Below are 25249 nucleotides of genomic sequence, written 5' to 3' on the forward strand. Positions count from 1 at the left end.
AAAATTGAATATATTCTCGAAATTTATTCTAAAATATTGTTCACAGTACCGGGAAAAACGAGCAAGTTGCAAGAAATTTATTTTACCTTTAATGCCTAAATAAAACATTAGCAGGTGGAATATAAAATTTTTTCTTGTCTGCTTGATATTTGAAAAAATATCTGAACTTAAAGTATTAAGTATAAATATATTAGCATTTGGATGTTCGTTGGTTGTCATTACTTTATAGATTTTGGTCAATCTACTAAGATATTGATAATCAGCGAACTATCCAAATTATTTAATACTTATTTTGCTGAAAATCAATTGATTATATCAATTTATAACGAACTATTGATATTAAAACACGAAGAAATTAACCGTTTTTCTTATTCATGTTCCTAAAACTGCTGAAATGTTTTTCAATAAACCGTATAACATCGGATTCCTTATAGTAGGTTTTATGGTATATCATCTGAAAGGGCAACTCGCCGGAAGAACGGTAACGCTGCAACGTGCGTTTGCTACTCTCCAACACAAAAGCAAAATTCAGAGAAGCAAGGTAACTATTTGACAAACAAGCTTAAGTTCATCATTCTGCATTGATTAGAAAATTGATAAAACGTAAAAAAGAGAAGATTCCGGCAAGGTTTCCGTTACCAATCCGTTACCTGTTTCCGGAGAAGAAAACAGGGAAAAATACAGGTTTTAAGCAAGCTTTTATAGTCGGCTTTCCCGGAAAAAGGCAACCGGAAGAATATCACGGAGATTAGATTTTAGGCTGGGGTTTTATTCTTTGTTTATCAGCTTTTTACATAGATTCATATAGCTCATTTAAATGTAAATTTAGAATTAAAAATGAGCATTATGAAATCAGAACTAAAGGTATTATTTTACCTGAAGAAGAACCGGACGAAAGAGAACGGTTTGTGCCCTGTCATGGGCCGCATCACCACCGGAAAGACAATGGCGCAATTCAGCCTGAAACTGGAAGCTGATGCCAGGTTGTGGGATACAAAGGCAGGACGCATGACAGGCAAAAGTAAAGCGGCGTTGGCTGTCAATAGCCGGATTGACAAAACAAACCTGTTAATCCACAGCCGTTACAGGGAATTGAAAGAAAACCGGGGCGAGGTAACAGCCATACAGGTAAAAAATGCTATACAGGGCATAGCCTCCACCCAGGACACGGTTTTAGATCATTTCCTGAAAATGAATGAAACGATGTTTTCACGTGTGGGTATCGACAGGTCCCTTTCGTCCTATAAGCATTATGTGAAAGCCTGTAATGCGTTATGCTGTTTCCTGCGAAAGAAATATAACCTGACGGATATCCCTTTCAAGGCCTTGACCTATTCTTTTATTGAGGAATACCATTTCCACCTGCGTGTGGAACGCAAATTCAAACCCAGTACCGCTGCCGGATATATAATCTTCCTGCGTAAGGTTGTCCGCAACGCAGTCAATGCCGGGATTATCGGGTGTGACCCGTTCCTGGGTTTTGAGGCGGATGCCGTCACAACACAGCACAAGACATTGACAAAAGAGGAACTGGAAATAATCATGACTATCGACTTGAAACTGAACTTGCAGATTATCAGCCGGGATATGTTTATCTTTTCAGCCTTTACGGGGATCTCTTATGTTGATGTCCGGAACCTGACGGCCGAAAAGATTGTCACAATGGAGGACGGGAGCCGCTGGATTATGGATAAACGCCAAAAGACCGGGGCGGCTTTCAGCGTCCGGCTGATGGATATCCCTCTCGCCATCATAGAGAAATACAAAGGTACCGGCTCCAATGGCAAACTATTCCCCATGCCCTGCACAGGAACGGTATATTTCAGCCTGAACAGCATAGCCCGCAGGTGTGGCATTAACAAGAAGATAGGCTATCACACAGCAAGACATACAAATTCTGCTTTCCGACTGAAAACAAGCAAGTTGCAAGAAGTATTTTCTTGAAAGGTAATGGTTTAGAAACGAGCAAACTTCGCTTTTTTATCTTACCTTGCTTTTTACATAAATATAAAGAACGACTTTCTATTGCAAATATAGAATAATTTATTATGAAATTTTACAATTATGCATTATTTTTAAATCGTAGGCTTACTATAATAGCAGGTAGAAATATATCATACAAGCATAAGATCTGCGATCTAAATCCACCAACAAATTCATAAATGTCAAACACTTATGATTTTTAAATTTTTATCATAGTATATATTTGCGATCTTTGCGTGCAAGTAAAAAAGAATCAGGTAGATTCTTCAGTTGGAAATTTCTTTTGTAACCTCAAACAATGTTATCTATCTTATTTCAAGATATAGAACAAGTTTAACTCTATCATCGTTTACGCGAAAATATCTGACAATATTTCTAAAAACATATAATGAAATGTACGAAACAACTCGATAAATCACTGAAAACATGATATATATACAGTTTTTATGTAAGTTCTTTTTTGAGTAATTTTGCTGTTTCAAAGAAAATTTGCAACTTTGCAAATTACTTGAGTTAGGAATTTATTATCACAGAAATAGATTTATTAGAAAATTTTCGTTTTATTAATAATGACACAAAAGTAACAAGGGACAATATTGACACTGACATATCAAGTGATTTCGTGGGTGATGATTATTATCCAAATATGGATGGAAATATCAATATAGAAAATAAGAAAAAGAAATATTATGTTGTTTCAAGAGTTAAAATTTAAGCTGCATGAGTATTGGAGGGATCAAGGGTGTACAATTATGGAACCTCATGATGTCGAGAAGGGTGCAGGAACAATGAATCCCAATACATTTTTAGCAGCATTAGGGAGCAAACCGTATAACCGAGCTTATATTGAACCGTCCAGAAGACCTGCGGATGGCAGATATGGCGACAATCCTAATAGATTATATCAACACACTCAGTATCAAGTCATTCTTAAGCCAAATCCTGTAGATGTTGTAGACCTATATATAAAAAGTTTGGAACATATAGGTTTCAAAAGAGAAGAACATGATATTCGTTTTGTTGAAGATAATTGGGAGTCTCCGACTTTAGGGGCATTTGGTAAGGGATGGGAAGTTTGGCTTGATGGAATGGAAATCAGCCAGTTTACTTTTTTTCAGGTTGTCGGCGGATTTGAATGTAAGCCTGTTACGGCTGAATTAACTTATGGACTTGAACGTATAGCAATGTACCTGCAAAATGTAGATAATGTATATGATTTGCAATTTAGCAAAAGTGAAAAATATGGAGACATCTACAAGCGAAGGGAATACGACCATTCAAAATACAGTTTTGAGGATTGCAACAAAGAAATGCTTTTCCGAGATTTTGAAAACTATGCAGAAGAAGCAAAACATTTGGTTGAAGACTGTAGAAACATTTACGCTGCTTATGATTTTGCATTGAAATGTTCCCATACTTTCAATGTTTTAGATGCCTGTGGTGCTATCAGCAAATTATCAAGAAATAATTATATATATCGAATACAAGGGTTATTTAAGTCAATAGCTAATCTTTTTATTTCGATTGAAAACCAGAATGAGGATAATCATGAATAAACGTAATTTTATTTTTGAAATAGGTGTTGAAGAAATTCCTGCCCAATATGTAACTGTTTTATCGGAAAGTTTGCGCGAAAACGTATCTAAAATGTTTGCCGATTTAAAAATTGGATATGAAAACCTTGATGTCTTTCATACGCCGAGACGCATGGTGGTTTATGTTGAATCTCTAAACGAGATGCAAGATGACATTTATGAAAAGGTAAAAGGTCCAGCAAAATTAGTGGCTTTTGGTTCTGATGGAAAAACTCCGTCTAAAGCATTGGAAGGATTTTTAAATAAACAAGGGAAAAAAATAGAGGATATTTTCTTTGCTACACAAGGGAAGGATGAGTATGTTTATATAGAATCTTTTTCTCGCGGTCGTTTGATTAAAGATGTTTTGAGTACACCTCTTGCTAATCTAGTATTAAATATTTACCAGCCAAATCCAATGAGATGGTCTTCATATGCAATAAAGTTTATTAGACCTATTAGGTGGTTATTGGCACTTTATGGCAAAGAGATAATTCCTGTAAACATAGAATGTGCCATCGCTTCAAATACTACAAAAGGTAACCGTGCACTTTCGGACATTGACATTACAATTTCAAATGCTGATGAGTATTTTTCTATATTAAAAAAACACGGGGTCATTGTTCAACAAAAGATACGCAAGAAAGATATTTTATCTCAGATAAAAAAAATTGAACAAGAAAAACAAATAAGTATTGAAGTTGAAGATAAACTTTTATTTGAAATTAACAATTTAGTTGAAAATCCAGCTTGTGCTCTTGGTCGTTTTGACGAAGAATACTTGTCTCTTCCGGAATCTGTAATAAAGACTCCGATGAAGACTCAGCAAAGATATTTTCCGGTTTATAAAAATGGCAAAATAATTAACTCTTTTTTATTTGTAAGAAATGGCAATTTAGAGCATATTGAAAATGTAATAAAAGGAAATGAGAGGGTATTAAAGTCTAGATTAGAAGATGCCAAATTTTTCTTTTCTGAAGACGAGAAAACTACCCTTGATGAAAAAGCAATGCGATTAAAAGATGTTGTTTTTATAGACAAAGCCGGTAATTATGCTGACAAAGTTGCAAGAATGAAAATTTTAGCAGTGATGCTTTCCAATCATATCGGTTATGAGAATAAAGAAAAAATCCATACGGTTATTGAATTAATGAAGGCTGATTTAGTTTCTAGCACCGTTCGCGAATACACTGAAATTCAAGGAATTACAGGAAGTGAATTTGCTGAAAAAGAAGGATATCCGAGTGATATTTGCATAGCAATAAAAGAACAATATTATCCAAATTTTTCGGGAGATAAGTTACCATCGGAAAGATTATCTGCTATCGTCTCAATTGCAGATAAGTTAGATACAATCATGTGTCTTAACGCCATTAATATTAGACCGTCTGGTTCGGCAGATCCATATGGACAAAGAAGGCTCACTCTTGGAATACTACTAACTCTGCTTGAGCACAACATAAATATTGATTTCAGTTTGTTTATTTCACAAATATCATATTTATATGAGGCCTTTTATTTGCGGGAAGGTGAGTTAAAAGAGGATTATGAAGATTTTATAAAAAAGTTTTTCATTCAACGAATGAAAAACTTTTTGTCTGAGGAAAAGGGATATTCGCCTAAAATTCTTAATATAATATCTCTAAACGAAATTAATATTTATAAATCTGTTTTGAAAGCTGAACTTATAAAGGAAGTTGGAGAAACGGAATGGTATTTAAGTTTTATCTCGGTGTTCAACCGAATAATAAAACTAATCAAGAATAACAAAGAAGATGTTTTATTCTCAACTGATATTAAAGATACAGAAGAAGCCAAGCTAATGTATGATACTTTTTCTTCAAAACGTACATTAATCCAGAACGAGATTAAAGAAAATCGTTATAAGGAGGCAATAAAACATATTGCACAATGCAGTACGATAATAAATGAGTTTATCGACAATAATATGGTGTTGTGTGAAAATATTGAAAAACGCAATAATAGGATTGCATTTTTTAGAGATTTTTGTAACATCTGCGGAATGATTTTACGAATTGACTCAGAATAATACCGGACACTCTTAGATTATTCGGTCAAATGCTTTTGAGGATGTTTTAATTGTTGCCCACCCAAAATGTGTATATGGCAATGATATACGGTTTGCGTTGCGTATAAACCATTATTCATTATTATTCTATAACCATCTATTAATCCATATTTATGTGCATTCTCTGATATAAAAATAAAAATATTCCGAATAACTTCAAAATCTTGCGCTTTTGCATCACAAAGATTATCAAAATGTCCCTTGGGGATAGCCAATAAATGTATTTTTGCATCAGGTTTAATATCCTTTATAAGAATAAAAGATGCATCTTCAAAAAGAATATTTGATTGAATTTGTTTATTTATTATATCGCAAAAAACACAACTCATTTATCCCTCCTCCGTTAAACAATATAACATTCTCTGGATACTGCCAGGCGATGAATGTATAACTATTAGATTTTTTTTAAATTCATTTGTAAAATTAAAAATTTCACTAGATTGATAATCGACTTGCACTGTTGATAATTGCACTTGTTCATTGTTTTTGTCAATTCTAACAAATTTAAATTTCGTTTCCCAATACCTTATTGTATTGGGCACAATATTGATAAATATTTCTTCTCTTAAACTATTAGCGATAAATTTTATTGCTTCTAAATTTAGGTTGAATTCCTTCTCTGTAATTCTTAATGCTATGGCATAATTGATTTTAAAGTTGTTTAAAATTTCTTTATATAAAAGCATGTGCCTATTAACAATTCCATAGGCATCGTTTTTTGCAATAATATGTATATCAGGCAATTCAAAACAAAAAGATCTTAGTAATGAATTATTAAACTCATTTTCAAGTCTATAGCAATTGCCTATTTCATAGTAAGCTTTAGGCAAGTCGGCATTTTTATGTATCGAGTTTTCCAATAACATAAAAATCCCAAAATCTGTTGCTGGACGTAAAATTAAATCATTTGGACATAGGAATAATTTTAGTCCAAATAATTTTTGTAATTTTTCGATTTTAGTATTATTTTTAAATAAAGTAGGTGAAATAATATTTATTGGGTTGATGTTTTTTTGGATATTATCATTTATGTATGTTTTTATTTCTGAGTATAATTCAAACATATCCTCAGTAAAATACACATTGTTCTTTATCTTTTTTTTGACAATAAGACTTTGAGGTTTATTGTTTTGTAGAGATGCTATGATTTGTTCTTCATCTTCAATATTTATCTTATCAAGATCTCCATTTTTATTCATAATATAATATGTACCAAACACTTGTATCATTGGCTTATGAATTTAAGGTGTTCGTCTATTAATTCAAAAAACGTCTTATTATTACCAAAAGGTTTTGCCAAATAAGGAGACATAATATTATTTCTTATTATAAATGCCAAGATATTCAACAGTAAAAGTATAGCATATATTCTAATCAATTTTTTATCCGATTGACAAATTAACTTTTCAAAATTATCATATATAATTGTTCCATATGCGTGTGCACAAAACTCTCCATAGGCCATTTCTAAAGGTCCTGCTATTAATGCACCAGGGTCAATAATTTTTATTTCAAATTGATCTGTTATAATGATATTCTTAAAATTCAAATCAACAGGAATAATATATGCTTTATTAATATTAAAATACTCTTCATATTGGACTAACAAGTCATATGGTAATGCTGAATATTTTCGGGTCATGGGTTCCATATAAAGTGTCGTGGCTGTTTTATGTTGAAAATTAAATATATATTCTTTAAAATTATTATATTCCCCCTCGAATTTCCCATTAATATCTCCAAACTTTTCGCATTTTATTTTTGATGTCAATTTAATAAAAGAATAAATTGACTCTGCAATATTTTGCGCATTCTTTTCATTATATTCAACATTGTCAAGAGTATCTCCATGTATCGGTTTAAACAGAGCAAAATAATATTCAATATCCAATTTAATAATTCCTTGGAATACCATTTCTTTAAACATATTATTGTTTTCAATATTTTTGTATAAAATCAGTTCATTATCTCTAATCGTAGAATCTCCTTTGTATATTTTTAAGTACAAACCATCAACCTTAACAACAATATTATTTAAATATGATATTATTTCATATTTATTTGGATTATGTATAATGCTTTTAGTAAGCAATTCACTTATAGCGCTTCGTATCATTAATAAAAAATTGACATAATTCATGATCAATTTAAAACTGTTAATGACAACATATTTCTTCTCAAAATCTAATAATCCTTTTTTTATTAAATCATACTCATCAAATAAAAGTGGAAAATGCACATTTGAGGATATCCCATTTAAAATTTCTATTCTGTCATCAATAAACAAGTCTATATTTTTCTCTTTTATTTTCTCAATTTTTTCTTCTTCAGTTTCACAAAAAATAATTTCTTTAAAATAATCTGATATTTTCAACTTTTCAATTGTGTTTTTTGCAATCTCAATACCTTGATTACTTTTTCCTCTTCTAGATATAATATAGAGTTCTATATCTAAACTTTTCAAAGTTTTTAATACTGATATCGTTTCTTTATCAACAAAATTGGGTTGTATCGTTAATGCCGAAAGTGAACCAATAGCGCGTCTGATACTTTTGTTCGGGACAAAAGTATCTATTATATTAGATGTTAATTGCCAAGGTTCTAAGTCAATATTGTATAATTCCTTAATTTTTTTGCTTTTAAAGATGGCATTTTCAGAAATAACGCCATCTAGATCAAAACCTATTCTTATTTTTTTCATATACCTATATCTTTTCTATAATGAATATTACCTTCGACTTTTCTCAATTCGTTATAAACCTTATTTCTGGCTTCTTCAATACTTCCCCCTATCTCACAAACCGCAAATGCCCTAGAGTTTTTTAAGAAATATTTCTGATCCTTAAAAAGCATATTACCATAATAATAAGTATTCTCATTAATGTTTTGAAAATCAACTTCATTTCCAACATTTTTCTCATTAAGTGTATATCCTTCCGGCACTACATATGCTGAAACACTGATATTATTGTTGAAAACATTTTCAAGTAAATGAATATTTTTATATGCTAACGCCTCAAATAACTCAACTATAGAAAAATTCATCAAAGAAAAAATATTCAAAGAGCAAGGATTGCCAAATCTGCAATTATATTCTATAACTTTTAACCCAGTTTTTGAAACAATAAATTCTCCATATATCGGCCCAATATATTTATATTTAGTCAATTTATTTAATTCATTTAATACTATTTCGTTCAGGTTTCTTATTTCAGAATAAATAGTTTTCGGCAAAGTATCAAAACAATTATAACCAGTTACACTACCCATACCCGAAGTGTTTTCTCCAACATTTTTCTCAAAAACTCTTTTATAATTTTTTGTAAACGGAGTATGCAGAAAATTACTACCATCGGTATATGTCGTCAATGCAATTTCCTCTCCTGTTATAAATTCTTCAATAATTATATGTCCATACTCTTTTATCCATAATTTAGCATCATTAATAGCATTGTCTAATTCTGAGTCTCTCTTGAAAATTCTAACTCTAGGTCCAGAAATTACATGATCACATTTAATTACTATATCACTATCAAAACTATTGATAAATTTTAAGACCGCATTGCTAAATTTAAAAAAATCTTGATGCATTGGATTTAATGATGCATCAATTTTTTCCATAAATGTTCTCATAAAAGTTTTTGATCCCTCTATTTGAGCCAACTCTTTCGTAGGGCCAATACATAAAATATTACTTTCATTTAATATATTTGTTAATCCATGCTGCAAAATATCACCTTGTCCCGGAATAACAAAATCAGGCTTAATTTTTTTGATAATATCACAAACTTGTTGAATATCATTTAAATCGACTACATGATATTCTCCAGTGCACAATTTTCTAATGAATTTACTTTCAGTCCATATAATAACAGATAATTCTACTTCAGACTGCATTGAAAAATGTTTGGCTATCATGTGATCTCTGCCAGTAGCTGCCGCTATTAAAACAACTTTTTTCATTTATATCTACGAATTTAAAACCTTAATATAATTGATAATTTCTTCATTTGATAATTTAATATCAACATTATACTCTAGTAATAAAAATAACTTCATATACTCCGCAATTACATTGTATTCCAAATTCAGTTTTTCTTTCCAAAATTTTATTGCCACACAATATTTTCTAAAGTTATATATAAACCATCTCGGATGTTTTATTGTTTTTATGTTCTCATACATTAGAATTGCTCCCACAATAATGGCATCAGCAAATTTCATTTTCTCTACTGTGTCTATTTTAAATATATCAGCCATCCTTGATCCTGCGATCGTTGAATTAACTCCAAAATAGCACATTGATAATGTACAATTACCAAGAGCAACTTCCACTGCAATTTTTTCAATATCATTTTCTATTACGATAACATTTCCAATATCCAAAAACAAATCTGTGCCTTTTTTGCGAATTCCAATATTAAAATTTCTTCCTTTTATTTGTTCAATATCCAACCCATATTTATGCTTATAATATTTATCTCCAAAAGTATTGTATTCTCTTATCACCCTTCTATCCAATTGTTTAATTGAATCTATCAAATCAATATCCTCTGAATTAATCCTCAATCTTATATCATCAAAAGGTATTTTTAAATACTTTGTTAAATAGTCAAATACATCTAACACCAATTTTTCTAAATCACGATACATTACCAATGCACCCATACTTTTAAAATATGAACCAAACATACTTAGTTCAGAATTTTGAATGTTTTTTAATGCTTGGGTTCTAATAGAATTTTGAATAAGATATCTACCGTTATCTCCGATTGTTTGATTCAGAACATATTTTTTCATCGGAGAAATAGAAGAGCCAATAAAGATTACAGAAGAGTCTATTCGTGAAGTAATTTTTACTGGCTTCTCCTGCAAATACCCTTTCTCTGTAAAGCATTTTTCAAATTGTTCTTCAACAAATTTTAAATATTCGCTATACATATTGATCTTATTTTATTTCTAATAGTAACTATTATTGTATTCTCCCAATCTGTCTTCTATATATTTTTTTGCATACTTGCGTAAACCAACAGTTGTCTTAGTTGACAATTTTTCTAAAAGAATAATTTTCCCTAAAAATCTATAAAGAGATAATCTATCTGCATCCCAAATAGCTCCTATCACTGGATCATTAGAAACAAAACCTTTATCATGATATTTGACAGCATATGTTATCTTCTCAATATCAAGATTATAAGTTCCGAAGTCTCTTTCCATGATACGCCGTGCTATTAATTCACCTGCATCACCATGCGTTTCATCATTAATCTCATAACCTCGTCCAATATCATGCAAATAACAGCCCAATATTACTTCATTAATATTTTGAGGACATTCCTTTCTGGAAATTAATTCGCCAAAATGAACTACATGTTTTATATGAATTAAACCATCAAGGCCATTTTTTTCCTTATAATATGGGAAAATTATTTTTTCCGCATCAAGTTTCAACAATTCATTAAAGCGCATGGAAGTCATCAGTTTTAATAATCATTTTTCCTCCTCATTTTTATTTTCTTTTATAAAATTAAAACAAATCATATAATTTCCTTCCTTTTTATTCTTATAATAACCTACTAATTATTGATATAATAATCTGCTTTTGCTCGTCCTGATTTTTGGGAAGAATAATTACTTTACATTTCGGCTGAAGATTGTCTAATACTCTTAAATATGTTTTCTCCACATTCTCCAAATACTCTAAATCTTGATTGAATTCAGGAACTTCTTTTAAGAATTCTTGATTTTGGGGAACATAGAAAATAATATCATAAGGATTATTATTTAACCATAAATTAATAATTTTTTTTATTATATCCATACGATCGTTATTGTGATCCTTAAAATTTACCAAAGGATATACAATTTGATCGAATAAACATCTGTCAAAAATTATAATATCATTTTCATAATTTGTTGTATACTTTGTTTCTATTTCTCTGAGAAGCATTTTACTCAACATCCATAAAGTAATAGACATTTCTTCATTTTCGTCGTTGATAGTTGCTTTTTCCGAATAGTTGATCGGACAAATGGAGCCATCAAATTTGGTGACTTTTATTTTTTGACTTTTAATATCTTCTTCAATACGCGACAAGAGTGTTGATTTTCCAGAGCAATGTGGTCCCGTTACAGCTACTTTTACAATTTTTTTCTCCTTGTTCATTAATGCATTAAGTATATTTTTTAATATTGCTTCAAAGCCTCAAAGGTAATAAGATTTTGTAATAATTTAAAATGCACCCTATTGCATTTCACTGCAAACATATTTAAAATCATAGAATTTATAGATGTGCATATTGGAGGCATAAAAAACTCTTCAAGGGCTTGCATGCACCACAACACTTCTTTATGTTTGAATCATTAACCTTTTGAAAGGCAAAAAGTTTGACTGGTATGTATCTTTCACCTCTCTCTCGCTTAGTGAAAATACTAAATAAAGCCAAATATAAAAATATGCCCTCTCTTATTTATAGCGGATGTTACATTAACTAAAAAGCATAGAAGACAGGTGCATTTTTCACGAGCTAAGTGATTTATAGCTATAATATATTATATTCACCACATTAAATGTTTTTGTATCTTTGCTGCGAATTGTAAAGCAAATGATAACAAATGAATCCTTTTGATATTATAAAAAAATATTATAATCCTGATGGTGAAGCGTATAAAATATTAGTCCATCATTCTTCTGATGTTGCAAATAAAGCTATTTCATTCGCCAAAAACAGACCAGATTTGAATCTCGACCTGCGTTTTATTGAAGAGGCAGCCATGTTGCATGATATTGGCGTCTGCAAAACTTTTGCCCCAGATATATATTGTGAGGGGGAAAATGCTTATTTATGCCATGGATATTTGGGGTGTGAAATGATGATGAAAGAAGGCTATCCGTTACATGCGCTTGTTTGTGAACGTCATATAGGAACGGGGCTCACACGTGACTACATCATAAGAGCCAACCTTCCGCTACCACACAGAGAAATGACACCAGTTTCGATAGAAGAACAAATTATCTGTTTCGCTGATAAATTCTACTCAAAATCACATTTAGGAAAAGAACTGACAATAGAAGCGGTGCGGGCACAGTTGGTAAAATATGGAAGAGAAGACGTTGTCCGTTTCGATAATTGGTGTGAAATGTTTATTCGGTAATCCATTTACTCTTTCCACGATATTTTTCTGCTAATAAGGATTTTTCTATTGAAGATAAAAATCATGAAGTAGTATGCACTTCGCCGTATAGTAAACAGCACGCAAATATCCAAATCTGTTGTTTCCGATTGTCCTTTTGACTCTTATATTGTGGCGTATATACAAGCCAGCACCTTATATGTTCCTTCTGCGTCTTTTTCTAACTACTCAATATGCTTGTACATTGTTTTGAAATGAGAATCACAATGTGTTCCGAGCCCTTGAATGCATTTCTTAAAAATTTCGACAATTTCATCTTTATTCGTCCTTAACTCGGAGGCTATATCGACCTGTTCCTGTGTCGGCACAGATACCTTTTGTTCTTTTAAGTACTGATTTATTTGCTCTTTTATTTCCAAAAACTTGTCCCATAAAGCATCATTTGATACTGATTTACTCATACTATTTTCTGATTTTTAATTGTTATTTTCTCGTTTTTATCTTCTTATACCCCTACGTTTTTCGAGTTTCTTTTTCTTTTTCAATGCTTGCTGACGTAAGTATTCCTTTTCATTTTCATCGCTATTTGAAGGCTGAATGTCGAACAAACTGCCTACCGCTGCTAGTACATCGCCAACGCCCGAAACGATATTTTCCGAAATGCGGTTGCTTGTTTCTTTCGGGGTGGTTGCTTGTTGCTGTTCCTGAATAAGGTTGTTCTCGCCTAACTGTGCGTTCAGCTTGCCATAGCTGAACTTTCGGTCTATATCAGAACCTTTGAACGAATACTCTCCTTTCTTAAATGATACTCCCTGCACCTCATCGGTATGCCCTTTGTGCTTGTATTCTATGGATATTCCCTGCTGTTTGAGAGCATCTTCTAACTGTTGCCAATTCTTGGCTTTGGGGAGTATGCCTTTTATCGCATAGTAAATTTCGTATTTGGTCTGCTCCGCTCCCTTTAGCTTCTGCACATTGACATTTTCTTTACCCTTGCCGTAAGTGAGATTATACTTATCCTTTAGCTGTTTGCACACCTTTTCGTTCCGATAGCGATCGTTTTTGTCGGATATGGTGTTGCCGTCATTATCCACCCGGTTGAATATGATATGACAGTGCGGGTGACTCGTATTGCTGTGGCGAACGATTAGATATTGCGTATTCTTGATTCCCATTGCCTGCATATACTCTTTGGCTAATCGTTCCATAAATTGGTTTGTCATCCGCTCCTTATCATCCGGAGAGAACGCCAGTGGAATATGCCCAACACATTTCGACAACTTCGGATTGAGTAAACTCTGCATATAAAAGCTGTTGATAATAGACTTCAGATCAGTTTCCAATACGCCTTCGCTTACCAAAATCTTCGCTTCTTTGTCTCCTAATACGTAGGAAATACATCCCTTAAAACTTCTTCCTTTTACTATTTTTCCAATCATCTGACAGCTTGTTTATGATAATTTGTATCTGATTGAATAGATTTTCAGCCTCGTTTTCGAGCCGTTTTGCATTTAAAAACTTGGCTGTTTTCGTAAGTTGATTAAGGTTATTTCCCATATTGGAAAGGTTACGGAGCAAGTCTAATTCCTCTTTTTTCAGTGGTTCTTTTATTACTCCGCTAAGAATTGCATCATGACAATAAACACTAATAGGAAGTTTGGCTTTTCCCGCCCTGTGCTTAATGGCATAGAGTTCCGGCTCGGAGAAGCAAACACCAACGGTCTTGCTCTTCCGATTAACCGGACTCGCCTTGGGGCGACCGCCTTTCTTCCTGTTATCTTTATTATCTTCTTTCAATTTCGATTAGTTTTGCAATCGACATTTCCTAAAAAACTGCGACCGTCGGGAGCGGTTTTCCCTTTGGCGATAAGCCAAAGCGAGGGTTTTCATGCAATGAAAACATAACCTCGCTCCTCTAAAATGAGCATGGAATGCTCCCTTTAGAAAAGTAAGCCGTAAAAGATCGGCAGGCTTACCCATTATGTGAATAGGTCTTCGGCTAAACAGACCTATTTTCTTCATCAAACTCCGATTCTTCATCCTCTTTCTGCCTCTTTTCTTTCAGCCATTCGAGAAATTCACGGTCATCCTCTTTAAATGCATCGTTCAAAATATCCCTGTGTGTTTCAATATGGCTAGCGATGATAGAATCTGCCAATGAAGAGGTTGTCGTGTGATGCTTGCCAGTGAATAACCGGGCAATTTTTCTCAGGTTGCAATGTGTTTCGGGACTGATATATACGGCAAACCGTTCCCTTATCCGTTTCTCTGTGCAGTAGCTTTCAATATATTCCTCTATTGAAAGCTGTTTTTGTTTCTTTTTCGAACTCATTTTTTAGCTATTTTATGTGTTAAATACTTATGCCTGTACCGAACCCAATATCTAATCCAATACCGACACCATTAATTATTTCAAAATTGGTTTCAATACAGATTTCCATATAGTCATCAGTTGTTGTTGTCATTTATATTTCTGTAATGAACTTATTATTTAAGTCTGTTTTGAAATCAATTTTGGAGCAAAGGAAGAATTAATGATTGATTTATAGTGCATTATTGATTCTGTTACTATATCTCACAATAACTTTCTACTTTGCTTGCCTTGTAATCGGTCCAGACTGCACCGATTTTCCTATTTGACAGTAGTATGCCGGCAAAATACCCCGATTTCTGAATATAAATTATGTGGATTATAGAAAGTTTGAAGACAATCCCGGACAGAAGTACGCACAAACTTGTTGAGCCATTGAGGTATGAATTTTTATGTTTTCCTTCGTGTTTAAAGCAAGAAAATCAAGAAAAATTACAGGACTTCGAAGCCAAATGCTACCATATCGAAGCCATACACTGCCACCTGGTTCAGAATCCATTGCGGAGCGAACTATTCTGTTTTACTTCGTGGCGAGAAAGTGCAGATTGCACCGCGCGAAGAGAAAGATGATACGCAAAATATAGCCGGTAACTGCAAACGGATTTATTCTTTGGTGTGTGTAAAGCAAGCGATTTACTTTTGAAGCAAAATGAATAGAAATTTTAAAATATAGAGTTATGGATATTGTAAACATCGATGCGGAAACATTTGAGAAAATGCTCTCGAAGTTTGAAAACTTTGCAAGCCGGATGGAGCACCTCTGCCGATTGCATGGGAATAATGATATGAAAGAATGGTTGGATAATCAGAACGTGTGCCAACTGCTGAATATCTCGAAGCGGACACTTCAAACGCTTCGGGATAACGGGACACTGGCATATACCCAAATCAGCCATAAAATCTACTATAAGCCCGAAGATGTACAGAGTATTCTTCCGCTGATAGAAGAGAAGCACAAACAGGCTAAATACAAAGGGAAACGGCTATGAAAAAAGAACAACAATACAGCACCATTCTTTCTTCATGGCAAGGGGCATGGATAAGCGTAAACGGCAATCCCGATATTTATATTCTCCGGGCGTATAATGGTAACTACTACCTGCTGGCATACAGCTACGATAAGGAATCGGAGCGGGGAAGTTTCTCTTTGCACGATATAGATTCCAATGAAAGCGGCTGTTTCGCTAATATAGGAATGAAGCCCTGCGAAATGACATCGGAAGAACATCCCTACGGCTTGTATATTGCTGGTTGGGGAAACTACATGAAAGATTAGAATAATAAACTATAAAAGAAAGGAGCAAATTATGAGTAGCGAGTTAATCACGGAAAAGAACGAAAGGGTGAAATCATTTTTTCTTTCAATGGACAGGATTTCATCGGCTTTGGAGCGTATGTTTTCCTCCCGGAAGCCGACCCTCAGCGGAGAAAGTTTTTATACGGACGAGGAGTTGTCGGAGAAGTTAAAAATCAGTCGGAGAAGTTTACAGGACTACCGCAACGAGGGGCGTATTCCATACATCAAACTGGGCGGAAAAATCCTCTACCGTTCTTCGGATATTGAGAAAATGCTGGAAGAGGGCTATCGGGACAAGTTCAGGTAGCTGTCCACACACAACCCCCAACTGAATATTTTTTCCTTTTTCGACTGATAAACATCTCTTTAATAGAAGGAGAATAAACAAGACAAGACTTTATAGAAAAATACGCTCGAATGAAATGAGAGGAAGATTTTTTCATATACCTGAAGGGCATCGGTCTTGTCGTTTTATTCCCTTCTTTTTTCTTTGTGTTCAGATGAAAGAGGATTATAAATACGGCAGGCTGAATCTATCGCCTGCCGCTATTGTGTTGGTAAAATCCGTTCAATTCAACATCGGGTTTTTAATACCCATTACCAACATTTCTGGGATTTCCGATTTAGATAGCTTTCTCGTTAGCCACTTCCGAAAGACCTCCGCATTCCTTGATTGTATGCGGAATGAAAGAGCGATAATCATTTCTAAATTATATTGCTCAACGAAATTGCCGTTCTGATAATGGTACATTCGACAAACGTCCGATTCATGCAACACACCGCTTTTGAGTATAGAGCGTATATTACTATTCACTTTGGACACAAAGCACCCGAACAAATCTGTAATTTCGAGCTGTGTCATCCAAACATCAGCGGATTGAGGGATATGTACAATGTTGCTTTCTATGGTTATTACTTCTCTTTTCATGGCTGTTCGGGTTGATTTGCGTCATTCTGCATTGTTTTTCTTCTTTCGATCAGCTTGTCCATATCTTCGGATATTTTCTGCTCCGTGATTTGTGCGTAAACTTGTGTCGTATTGATATTCGCATGCCCCATCATTTTAGCAATGCTTTCGATGGAAAGTCCTGACGAAATTGCCAACGTCCCGAATCCGTGACGGGCGTGATGGTAGGAGAGATTTTCTTTAAATCCCATTAATACTCCAATCTGGTTTATATCATACCAAATCCTGTCACGGGCAGGCAGAGGAAAGACTGGTAGACTGTCATCGGTGGTATTGTAAAGCATAAGTATCTGCTGGGCTATCGGGTGCAGGGGAATGAAGGCTTCCACATTCGTTTTAACCCGCTGTTTGCGGATATAAAGCCTGCCTTCTGCCGTTTTGCCGATATGCTGCGGATACAAACGGTGCATATCCACATAGGCAAGACCTGTCAGGCTCGAAAAGATAAAAGCTCTGCGGATTAGTTCCAAGCGTGCGTCAGGCATCGGGGTTTCCATCAACCGCCTTAAATCGTCTTTGCTTATATGCTTGTGCTTGGGTGGCTCTTTCTTTTCATAGCGGACTTCTTCAAGCGGATTGCATCTTAATATCTCCTGGTCAATGGCAATGTAGATAAGGCGGTTGAGCCATGTGATACACTTATTGATATAGCCCGCTCTGCGTTCTCCTACGGTTTTCAAATATACCTTGAACGATTCGCCGAACTCTTCGGTAATATCCGAAAAGTCTATATCTTCCATACCCCTTGAAAAAAGAAACTCCTGCAGGTTTCGCTGTGATATTCCCGATTGCCGGTAGCTTGTTCTGGAATTTATCTCAATAGAACGAAGCCTGAGCCGTTCCCGTTCCACTTCGCCAGCCTGTAACAGCATAGTTGGAGTGGAATTTATCCCGACCATCGTATTTTTAAGTAGCTCACTACTTACTACACCCGTTTCTTTGAGGATGTGTTCGTAGGTATGCTCTACACGACTGCGAAACTCATTTAGGCGGTTATTCTCTCTTTCTGTTTTGATTATGCCTTTCTTGGCGTTCCAATCGCTGGGTTGGCAATAGATACCTGTTGTAAGAACTGCTTGCTTTCCGTCGATACTTATTCGACATAAAACGGCGGTCGTGCCATCCGCTTTTACTTTTTTGCGGTTGATATAGAATAATTGTCTGAATGTACTTCTCATTGTGATATAATGTTTATGGGTTATAAAACTAATTTCAGATCGCTGGTTGCCTCTATGAACTTATCCATATCATCGAACAGTTTTTTCGGGGTAACACGAGCGTAGACTTGTGTTGTCCGGATATTACTGTGTCCGAGCATCCGGCTAATGGTTTCTATGGGTACTCCTTCCTCGAGGGTAACCAGCGAAGCAAACGAATGTCTCCCTGAATGATAGGAGATTGGCTGTTTTATATCCGCCATAATTCGTAAGCCCCGCATATTAAGTTGTACTACTTCCGCTGATTGTATCGGGAACAGACTCTCCCTGTTTTCATCCTTGTATTTATCCAATAGAGCTATCGCTTCGGGCAACAATTTGACACGGGCTTGAAAATCGGTTTTCTTTCTCCGGTATTTGAGCCAAAGGCTTCCCTCTTCATCCGTATAAAGGTTTTCACCCGTAATACGGACTATATCGGCATAAGAAGTACCGGTATAGCAGGCAAAGAGAAATAAATCCCTCGTGAGCCTGTGGGAACGACGGTTTTCGGGAATCTCAAAATCACGGATCTTTTCAAAACTCTCCCTGCTTAGTGCCTTCGGAGTGGTTTCTTTCTGTTTGGGTAGTTTGTAATAGGCAAAATGAAGCTTTTCTGAATAACCCTCTTTGAAGGCTATCTTACACATTTTTTTCAGGATTGCCAGAAAATGGCGTACACCATCCATCGCGTATCCCAGTTCGAGTGAAATAAAATCCTGATACTCCCGAATGAACTGTTCGTTCAATTGACCAAAAGCGACATCTTTAGTCTTGAATTTCTTTTTAATGAACTTGCTTAATGTACGGTGAGTGTATTTATATGATCCAAGCGTGGTTGGAGCAACGTCTATTCCGATACGTGCTCGGAGTCCATCCATGTAGCTATCAAGGAGAGCAAGCAAGGTTGTTTGGGAGTTCATACTTCCCTGAAACAAAACCTTTACCGACTCTGCATCAAAAGGCTTTTTGCGTTCTATAAGACTGTCGAACGCCGAATGAACACCTAACAATAATTTGTCGATTTTCTGATTGACTTCGACTGCTTCACGGCTTTTGCCATCCAACCGACTTTCACGTGGATTCCATAAAGTCGGGGTACAGGATAATTTGCAACTGAATTGGGAAATGGAATTGTTTACAGTAATGCGTCCCATGATGGGAGCTTTACCCGACTTGTCTAAACTGCTTTTTTTGAGGTAAAGCAAAACCTTGAATTTTTCTACTTTCATACGCTTATATTTTTGTGGGCTTTGCCATAGGCAAAGTTACCGGTTATATAAGCGTTCTTTGTTATGCAAAATACTGTGAGTTAACACATAAGAAACCGATTAAACTGCTTCGTATTACTGTTAGTTACCTGTTCCGGTTTTGGTAACTACCCAGCTAACGGTTTGGTAACTGAAATACTGCAATAATTCACAATTGTTTGCTTCTTGTAAAATAGCAAATCAATTCATTCTAAACCGATTAAGTTTAATTTACGCTAATCCGTTTGGGCTTGCTTTGACCTATTTTACTCACACAGCCCGCCACACATTTGCCAGCCTGATTACACTCTCCGAAGGGGTTCCCATCGAAACGGTCAGCCGCATGCTCGGCCACAGGGATATCCGGACCACACAGATTTACGCTGAATTATCTCTTGATAAGATAGCGCAGGATATCCGGGCCTTATCCGAACGTATCGAAGGAAAGTATATACTAATCGACTAAATGACAAATACAAAAAATATAACAAACACGAAAGAGTTATGCGCAGTACATTCAATATCCTATTTTACATCAATAAGCAGAAAATAAAGAAGAATGGCAAATGCCCTGTCCTGGGCAGGATTACCCTCGATGGAAAAGTAACCCAGTTCAGTACACGCCAACAGACAGACCCGGGTACCTGGTCTGCCGCAGAAGGCCTTTCCACAGGGAAGGATAAAGCCTCCAGAGAACTGAACCGTAAGCTGGAAGAGTTCAAATCCGGCCTCAGTACCCATTATGACCGACAGATAGAGCGCAACGGTTATGTAACAGCCGAAAGCCTGAAAAATGCCATACTGGGTATTGGGACCGGTCCGGCGATGCTCCTCAAAGAATTTGAACAACATAATGAGGAAGTCCGGCAAAGCATCGGTATAACAAAGGTAAAATCCACCTATAAACACTACCAGGAGAACTTCAAGAGCCTGAAACGTTTTATCCGGCACAAATACGGGATGGATGATATTGCTTTTGACAGGCTAACCTATACATTTGTAGAAGATTTTGATTTTTACCTGCGTGTGAATGTGGGGATGAGCCCCGAAACAGTAGAGAAACGTATCCGTTGCCTCAAACGCATTGTTCGCCGGGCCATCCATAAAGAAATCATACGCCGCAACCCGTTTGCCGGATTTGTAACAAGGAAACCGGAGGCAGGCCGCAAATGGCTGTCGAAGGAAGACCTGGACAAGATTATGCAGACGCCCGTTGAGCACAAGGGCGTCAACCTAGTGCGTAACCTGTTCATCTTTTCAGTCTTTACCGGCTTATCCTATTCGGATATCCGTGGTCTCAGGTGGGAAAATATTACAACCGACGAACACGGCACCCGGTGGATACGCCAGAAACGGACAAAAACCGGGACACAGGCCAATGTACCGTTAATGGATATCCCGCTGTCAATACTGGAGAAATACGGCCTGCCGGATAAAAACGGGAAAGTGTTTAACGTAGGGACATATTCCCTGATTGTATTTTATCTGGAAGACCTGCGGAAAATATGCGGGCTAAAAACACATCTTACCTACCATATGAGCCGCCACACCTGGGCTACCCTTATTTGCCTGTCCAACGGGGTACCGATAGAAACGCTCAGCCGCACAATGGGGCATCAGGATATCGGCACCACACAAATCTATGCCAAGATAACCACCGCCAAGATAGACGAAGATATGCAGGCGCTGGAAAAACGGCTGGGCAATAAATACCGTCTTGCCGGAAAACAGGAACAAACGGATACGAACCAACTAAAAGAAAAGGCGGTATGAAAAAAGAAGAAAAGGGAATACTCAGTATCAACATGGGCATGGATAACCATCCTGTTGTTATCTATCATCCGGGAGAGGCCGGCATTTGGATGGATAAGAATGAACTGTGTGAATTATTCGGGGTTTCCATGCTGGAAATAGAAACCTGTACGGGTTTTCTTGTCAAAATAAAGCTGTTCCGTATAGAAGAGTGCTGCCGGTATCACATGGTACAAAAAGGAAGCAGGATATGCTACGATATCACGGAGGTGAACCTGGAAGTTATTATCGCCTTGTCCTTTCATCTGGAATCCTCCAATGCCGCAATTCTAAGAAAATGGTTCACAGGGCAAATAATAAAGCCAAAGGGATATGATTTCCCTTTGGCCGGTTCAGACTTCCGTTTTTCACTGAATTGATGAACGGGATTTATCCCATGCATCGAAATAGTTTTGCTCCAGCATTTTGCGGATATCGGATAATTTATACAGTATCTTTCCTTCCAGTTTGTAAAAGGCGACCAGTCCCCTGTCCCGGTAATCCTGGAGCGTACGGCTGCTCAGGCGGAGCAACTTGCAGGCTTCGCGGTTATCCAGGAACAGTTCTCCTGACAGGGAAGGTTTTTGCTCCCGGATATGGAAGCTTATATTTTCACCGGCTTTTTCTATGGCGGAGAATATATCCCGTATTTCCGGGGAATTGTTGTCCAGTATATCATTCAGGTTCATGGCTTGTTTTTGTTTAGTGTTTCAATCCTGTTCTCTTCAATAAACTGTTCTATATCCTGTACCTTGTAATAGCACTTGTGCCCTACCTGCGAATAAGGGAGCAATCCCTTATCGCGATAGGTTTGGAGCGTCCGGGGCGAAATATCCAACAGCCTGCAAATATCCTGGTTGTCCCACCAGTCTTCCTGTACGGAGGAAGGTCTTAGCCTGTTGCTTCTCTCCAATAATTCACGCAAGCATTGTTTCAGCCTGTCAAAAGTCCTGCTTTCTACTATCTTAAATTCCATGTGTTTATAGGTTTAAATGGTTTAAATCATCAATAAATAATGAATGTGGGAATCCGGATTCCTATTATAGCCTGAATCCTTTCGTTTGTTTGGGTATATTCCTTTTTGGAATATCTGCTGATTCTATTTTTACGGTATCCGGATTAGCGATAATCAACCGTCCGGGATTAGCCTCCACTATATCCCTAATCGACATAGACTGTCTGGAACGTATCTCCGGTTGTTCCTGCTGTCTGGCCAAAGCAGATGCCGCAACAGACGCCTCTGTTTTCACTTCTGGTACCACATCCGTAACCTGCTCCGGCACCCGCTTCTTATTTTCCAGCGATAAATTAATCAGCCTCGTCAACGAATCCAACTGCAATTTCAAATCCTTCAATTCTGGCTCTTTCTTAAAAATAGCCGTCATAACCTCTTTCAATACAGGCAAATCTTTCTCCAATTTTTGATTATCTGATTGATATTTTTCAATGAGAGCAGGTATTCTTTCCAAAGCTTTAAAGAAGTTTGTCGAAGCCAATATCGGATCGGTAGCAATATGGCCGTTGTTGTACGAATACTTGATATTTCCTTCTCCCTCAATAAAGAAACGATTGTCCTTAAACATCGAGCCTTCCTTTTGGCTATCCTCAGTTTTGACAAGTATTTTAAAACCATACAATTCTCCGATTTTAAAGTATTCGCCATTGGTTCGGGCATTATTTGCAAGCTGATTCAACTTATCTCCGATAGCTTTCGGGTCATTGGTGTTCAGATTATCCAGTTTTATCGGATTGAGTTTATTGCCCTCCTTGTCCATCTGTACCTTTTCATTGAATTGTTGCAGGTCTTTTGTCATGCTTGCTACCATTTCAGAGTTACTGTCTACTGTACGGGTAATATCCTCAAACTTATAGATAGCAGATGACTTGCTGCGGTTAAATGCCTGCCGTTCGCTTTCCAAAGAAGCAATTTTCTTTTCCAGTTTGGCTTTTTCCAACAGGTCGGTGTTGCCCGATAGTATAGCCACATACTCTGAAAAGTTCATGCCCGAACCTTCGTCCAAACTACCTTCGTCAATAGTACGGGTGGCCATATTGTTTGTCTTTAGCTGGTTGATAAATAATTGTTTGTTTTGGAGCAGATTGAACTTATAACTGTCCAATGATTTTTCTACAGCATAAATCAACACATCCACTTTATTGTCAGCATATAGCTTGGCTATTTCATTGCCTTTGCGGATTGCCCTACCGTCCCGCTGACTGAGGTCTGAGGGCCTCCAGGGAACGTCAATATGATGAATGCAAACCGCTCTTTTCTGGGCGTTTACACCCGTTCCTAACATAGAAGTCGAGCCGAACAATACACGGATACGTCCTGCATTCATAGCTTCAATCATCGTCTTTCTCGCATTATCAGTCTTTGCTTCCTGTATAAAGCGTATCTCATGAGCAGGGATACCATGATCTTCTATCAGTTTTCTCTTTATCTCTGAATATGGATTCCACTCATTGGGTTTATAGGTTCCTAAATCGGAAAAGACAAACTGAGTTCCTTTTTGAAAATCATATTTGTTGTAGTATTCGGCTATCTTAGCTGCACAATGGGATGCTTTGTTATCCACATGGTCTCCGTAAGACATATCTATCATACGCATATCCAGCGACATTTTGCGTGCATAGTCTGTTGCTATCAGCATCTTTGCCTTTTCTTCTTTTTCGGATAGAGGTTGCCTTCCTAATATCGTAGCATCCCCTGTTTCAGCAAAGCGCATCAGTTTCTCAATAAAGATTTCCTGTTGCGGTGTAGGAGGAATATTATACAATACTTCATTCTTCTCCGGTCTGTCTATTCCTATATCCTTTGTCGTGCGGAAGTCTGTTATCTCTGAATAAAAGGATGCCAGTTCAGGTACTTTAATAAAATATCGGAAACGTTCTTTTTGTACTATCTGATTTGTAACGGAAAACTCATAGTCAGTTGTCTTTTTGGCGAAGACAGCTGCCCAAGCATCAAAGGAGTTTATACCTTGTTTCTCCAGTCCCTTTGGTCTTAGGTATTTGAATAGAAGATATAATTCGGTTAGTGAGTTTGAAATAGTAGTACCTGACAGGAATGTGGCTCCTAAATCTTTGTCTCTTCTTTCCTGTATGGTACGGATGGCAAAGAGCATGTTCATGGCCCGCTGGCTTCCTTCGGGATTACCTAATCCTGCTACACGGTCATGGCGAGTGGTAAAAGTAAGGTTCTTGAACTGGTGGCTTTCGTCTATAAAGAGATGGTCTATTCCCATCATCTTAAAGTCTACCACATCATCTGTCCTGTCCTTAATCTGTTCAGCTAAATTACTAAGCTTTACTTCCAGATTGGCTTTTCGTTTCTCCAATCCCCGAAGCATCATTTTGGATATATCCTTTCCCTGACTACGTAATACATTCAGGTTTTCTTCTACCGAATCCAGCTCTGCCTGAAATATCTCCTGCTGCATTTCGGGGGATTGAGGTATTTTACCAAACTGGTCATGAGTAAGGATAACAGCATCCCAGCTGTTATTTTTTAGTTCGCCCAGCATGGGTGTATTCTAATGGGTGCAAGTCCCTCACACGCCCTAACAACGGGAAGTGTCTAGCCTTGAGCAAGGG

The 25249-nt window shown here is 36.3% G+C and carries 27 protein-coding genes and 3 pseudogenes; 11 read left to right on the plus strand and 19 right to left on the minus strand.

The window, feature by feature from the left end:
* Positions 1–219 (minus strand): annotated as a pseudogene (locus tag D0T84_RS22595) (hypothetical protein); the annotation flags it as partial.
* Between the two features lie 136 nt (positions 220–355).
* Positions 356–517 (minus strand): annotated as a pseudogene (locus D0T84_RS15860) (helix-turn-helix domain-containing protein); the annotation flags it as partial.
* 76 nt (positions 518–593) lie between these two features.
* On the opposite strand from D0T84_RS15860, the gene D0T84_RS15865 reads away from it, so the two are divergent.
* From D0T84_RS15865 to glyS, 4 genes are all read left to right on the plus strand, one after another.
* Positions 594–752, plus strand: coding sequence for a hypothetical protein (locus D0T84_RS15865; protein ID WP_163308841.1), 159 nt, complete (start codon positions 594–596; stop codon positions 750–752).
* Between the two features lie 94 nt (positions 753–846).
* Entirely contained in the window at positions 847–1944 is a 1098-nt protein-coding gene (locus tag D0T84_RS15870) for a site-specific integrase (RefSeq protein WP_163308842.1), read from the plus strand.
* A 728-nt stretch (positions 1945–2672) separates the two neighbouring features.
* Positions 2673–3539, plus strand: a complete 867-nt coding sequence (locus tag D0T84_RS15875) for a glycine--tRNA ligase subunit alpha (protein WP_163308843.1) — start codon at positions 2673–2675, stop codon at positions 3537–3539.
* Positions 3532–5607: a glycine--tRNA ligase subunit beta gene (gene glyS, locus D0T84_RS15880; protein ID WP_163308844.1), complete on the plus strand. Its 2076-nt coding sequence runs from the start codon at positions 3532–3534 to the stop codon at positions 5605–5607. Before D0T84_RS15875 ends, glyS begins: the two co-directional genes overlap by 8 nt.
* 17 nt (positions 5608–5624) lie before the next feature.
* Here glyS and D0T84_RS15885 read toward each other — a convergent pair whose 3' ends face one another.
* From D0T84_RS15885 to D0T84_RS15915, 7 genes are all read right to left on the minus strand, one after another.
* Positions 5625–5975, minus strand: coding sequence for an HIT domain-containing protein (locus D0T84_RS15885; RefSeq protein ID WP_163308845.1), 351 nt, complete (start codon positions 5973–5975; stop codon positions 5625–5627).
* On the minus strand, positions 5976–6875 hold the full coding sequence (locus D0T84_RS15890) for an aminoacyl--tRNA ligase-related protein (protein WP_163308846.1): 900 nt from the start codon (positions 6873–6875) through the stop codon (positions 5976–5978).
* The gene (locus D0T84_RS15895; RefSeq protein WP_163308847.1) at positions 6872–8347 is read right to left on the minus strand and encodes a hypothetical protein; all 1476 of its coding nucleotides are present in this window, start codon (positions 8345–8347) and stop codon (positions 6872–6874) included. Before D0T84_RS15895 ends, D0T84_RS15890 begins: the two co-directional genes overlap by 4 nt.
* Positions 8344–9609 carry a phosphoribosylglycinamide synthetase C domain-containing protein gene (locus D0T84_RS15900; protein WP_163308848.1) on the minus strand — a complete coding sequence of 422 codons (1266 nt, stop codon included), beginning with the start codon at positions 9607–9609 and terminating at the stop codon, positions 8344–8346. The genes D0T84_RS15895 and D0T84_RS15900 overlap by 4 nt, the downstream gene beginning before the upstream one ends.
* Before the next feature lie 6 nt (positions 9610–9615).
* Positions 9616–10587: a hypothetical protein gene (locus tag D0T84_RS15905; protein WP_163308849.1), complete on the minus strand. Its 972-nt coding sequence runs from the start codon at positions 10585–10587 to the stop codon at positions 9616–9618.
* Between the two features lie 18 nt (positions 10588–10605).
* Entirely contained in the window at positions 10606–11115 is a 510-nt protein-coding gene (locus D0T84_RS15910) for an HD domain-containing protein (RefSeq protein WP_163308850.1), read from the minus strand.
* 94 nt (positions 11116–11209) lie between these two features.
* Positions 11210–11812 (minus strand): AAA family ATPase, encoded by a 603-nt coding sequence (locus tag D0T84_RS15915; RefSeq protein WP_163308851.1) that lies wholly within the window; start codon positions 11810–11812, stop codon positions 11210–11212.
* 449 nt (positions 11813–12261) lie between these two features.
* On the opposite strand from D0T84_RS15915, the gene D0T84_RS15920 reads away from it, so the two are divergent.
* Positions 12262–12801 carry an HDIG domain-containing metalloprotein gene (locus D0T84_RS15920; RefSeq protein ID WP_163308852.1) on the plus strand — a complete coding sequence of 180 codons (540 nt, stop codon included), beginning with the start codon at positions 12262–12264 and terminating at the stop codon, positions 12799–12801.
* Positions 12802–13004: 203 nt separating this feature from the next.
* On the opposite strand, the gene D0T84_RS15925 is transcribed toward D0T84_RS15920, so the two are convergent.
* From D0T84_RS15925 to D0T84_RS15940, 4 genes are all read right to left on the minus strand, one after another.
* The gene (locus tag D0T84_RS15925) at positions 13005–13241 is read right to left on the minus strand and encodes a hypothetical protein (RefSeq protein ID WP_163308853.1); all 237 of its coding nucleotides are present in this window, start codon (positions 13239–13241) and stop codon (positions 13005–13007) included.
* Positions 13242–13277: 36 nt separating this feature from the next.
* A complete protein-coding gene (locus D0T84_RS15930; RefSeq protein WP_163308854.1) occupies positions 13278–14219 on the minus strand; it encodes a relaxase/mobilization nuclease domain-containing protein in 942 nt (313 codons plus the stop codon).
* Positions 14185–14577 carry a hypothetical protein gene (locus tag D0T84_RS15935; RefSeq protein ID WP_163308855.1) on the minus strand — a complete coding sequence of 131 codons (393 nt, stop codon included), beginning with the start codon at positions 14575–14577 and terminating at the stop codon, positions 14185–14187. Before D0T84_RS15935 ends, D0T84_RS15930 begins: the two co-directional genes overlap by 35 nt.
* 202 nt (positions 14578–14779) lie before the next feature.
* Positions 14780–15112 carry a DUF3408 domain-containing protein gene (locus D0T84_RS15940; protein ID WP_163308856.1) on the minus strand — a complete coding sequence of 111 codons (333 nt, stop codon included), beginning with the start codon at positions 15110–15112 and terminating at the stop codon, positions 14780–14782.
* A gap of 716 nt (positions 15113–15828) precedes the next feature.
* Between D0T84_RS15940 and D0T84_RS15945 the strand changes: the two genes are divergently transcribed.
* The 3 genes from D0T84_RS15945 to D0T84_RS15955 are packed head-to-tail and all read left to right on the plus strand — an operon-like array spanning position 15829 to position 16755.
* Positions 15829–16140 (plus strand): helix-turn-helix domain-containing protein, encoded by a 312-nt coding sequence (locus D0T84_RS15945; protein ID WP_163308857.1) that lies wholly within the window; start codon positions 15829–15831, stop codon positions 16138–16140.
* Positions 16137–16427: a hypothetical protein gene (locus tag D0T84_RS15950; protein ID WP_163308858.1), complete on the plus strand. Its 291-nt coding sequence runs from the start codon at positions 16137–16139 to the stop codon at positions 16425–16427. The genes D0T84_RS15945 and D0T84_RS15950 overlap by 4 nt, the downstream gene beginning before the upstream one ends.
* Positions 16428–16458: 31 nt before the next feature.
* Positions 16459–16755 carry a helix-turn-helix domain-containing protein gene (locus D0T84_RS15955; protein ID WP_163308859.1) on the plus strand — a complete coding sequence of 99 codons (297 nt, stop codon included), beginning with the start codon at positions 16459–16461 and terminating at the stop codon, positions 16753–16755.
* 261 nt (positions 16756–17016) lie between these two features.
* Here D0T84_RS15955 and D0T84_RS15960 read toward each other — a convergent pair whose 3' ends face one another.
* Genes D0T84_RS15960 through D0T84_RS15970 form a run of 3 tightly spaced genes read right to left on the minus strand, consistent with a single transcriptional unit; the run spans position 17017 to position 19843 of the window.
* A complete protein-coding gene (locus tag D0T84_RS15960; RefSeq protein WP_163308860.1) occupies positions 17017–17376 on the minus strand; it encodes a virulence RhuM family protein in 360 nt (119 codons plus the stop codon).
* Positions 17373–18593, minus strand: coding sequence for a site-specific integrase (locus D0T84_RS15965; protein ID WP_163308861.1), 1221 nt, complete (start codon positions 18591–18593; stop codon positions 17373–17375). The genes D0T84_RS15960 and D0T84_RS15965 overlap by 4 nt, the downstream gene beginning before the upstream one ends.
* Positions 18594–18613: 20 nt before the next feature.
* Entirely contained in the window at positions 18614–19843 is a 1230-nt protein-coding gene (locus tag D0T84_RS15970; RefSeq protein ID WP_163308862.1) for a site-specific integrase, read from the minus strand.
* A 274-nt stretch (positions 19844–20117) separates the two neighbouring features.
* On the opposite strand from D0T84_RS15970, the gene D0T84_RS23030 reads away from it, so the two are divergent.
* The 3 genes from D0T84_RS23030 to D0T84_RS15985 are packed head-to-tail and all read left to right on the plus strand — an operon-like array spanning position 20118 to position 22032.
* Complete coding sequence (locus D0T84_RS23030) at positions 20118–20327, plus strand: tyrosine-type recombinase/integrase (RefSeq protein ID WP_370525515.1); 210 nt, start codon at positions 20118–20120, stop codon at positions 20325–20327.
* A 38-nt stretch (positions 20328–20365) separates the two neighbouring features.
* Entirely contained in the window at positions 20366–21634 is a 1269-nt protein-coding gene (locus tag D0T84_RS15980; protein ID WP_163308863.1) for a site-specific integrase, read from the plus strand.
* On the plus strand, positions 21631–22032 hold the full coding sequence (locus D0T84_RS15985) for a hypothetical protein (protein ID WP_163308864.1): 402 nt from the start codon (positions 21631–21633) through the stop codon (positions 22030–22032). The genes D0T84_RS15980 and D0T84_RS15985 overlap by 4 nt, the downstream gene beginning before the upstream one ends.
* Here the strand turns inward: D0T84_RS15985 and D0T84_RS15990 are convergent.
* The 3 genes and pseudogenes from D0T84_RS15990 to D0T84_RS16000 all read right to left on the minus strand — a co-directional run.
* Positions 22021–22341, minus strand: a complete 321-nt coding sequence (locus D0T84_RS15990; protein WP_163308865.1) for a helix-turn-helix domain-containing protein — start codon at positions 22339–22341, stop codon at positions 22021–22023. The genes D0T84_RS15985 and D0T84_RS15990 overlap by 12 nt on opposite strands.
* Complete coding sequence (locus D0T84_RS15995; RefSeq protein ID WP_163308866.1) at positions 22338–22628, minus strand: helix-turn-helix domain-containing protein; 291 nt, start codon at positions 22626–22628, stop codon at positions 22338–22340. The genes D0T84_RS15990 and D0T84_RS15995 overlap by 4 nt, the downstream gene beginning before the upstream one ends.
* Before the next feature lie 64 nt (positions 22629–22692).
* A pseudogene (locus D0T84_RS16000) lies at positions 22693–25170 on the minus strand (helicase-related protein); the annotation flags it as partial.
* Positions 25171–25249 lie beyond the last annotated feature (79 nt).

The organism is Dysgonomonas sp. 521, assembly GCF_010501055.1.
Taxonomy (GTDB): Bacteria; Bacteroidota; Bacteroidia; order Bacteroidales; family Dysgonomonadaceae; genus Dysgonomonas.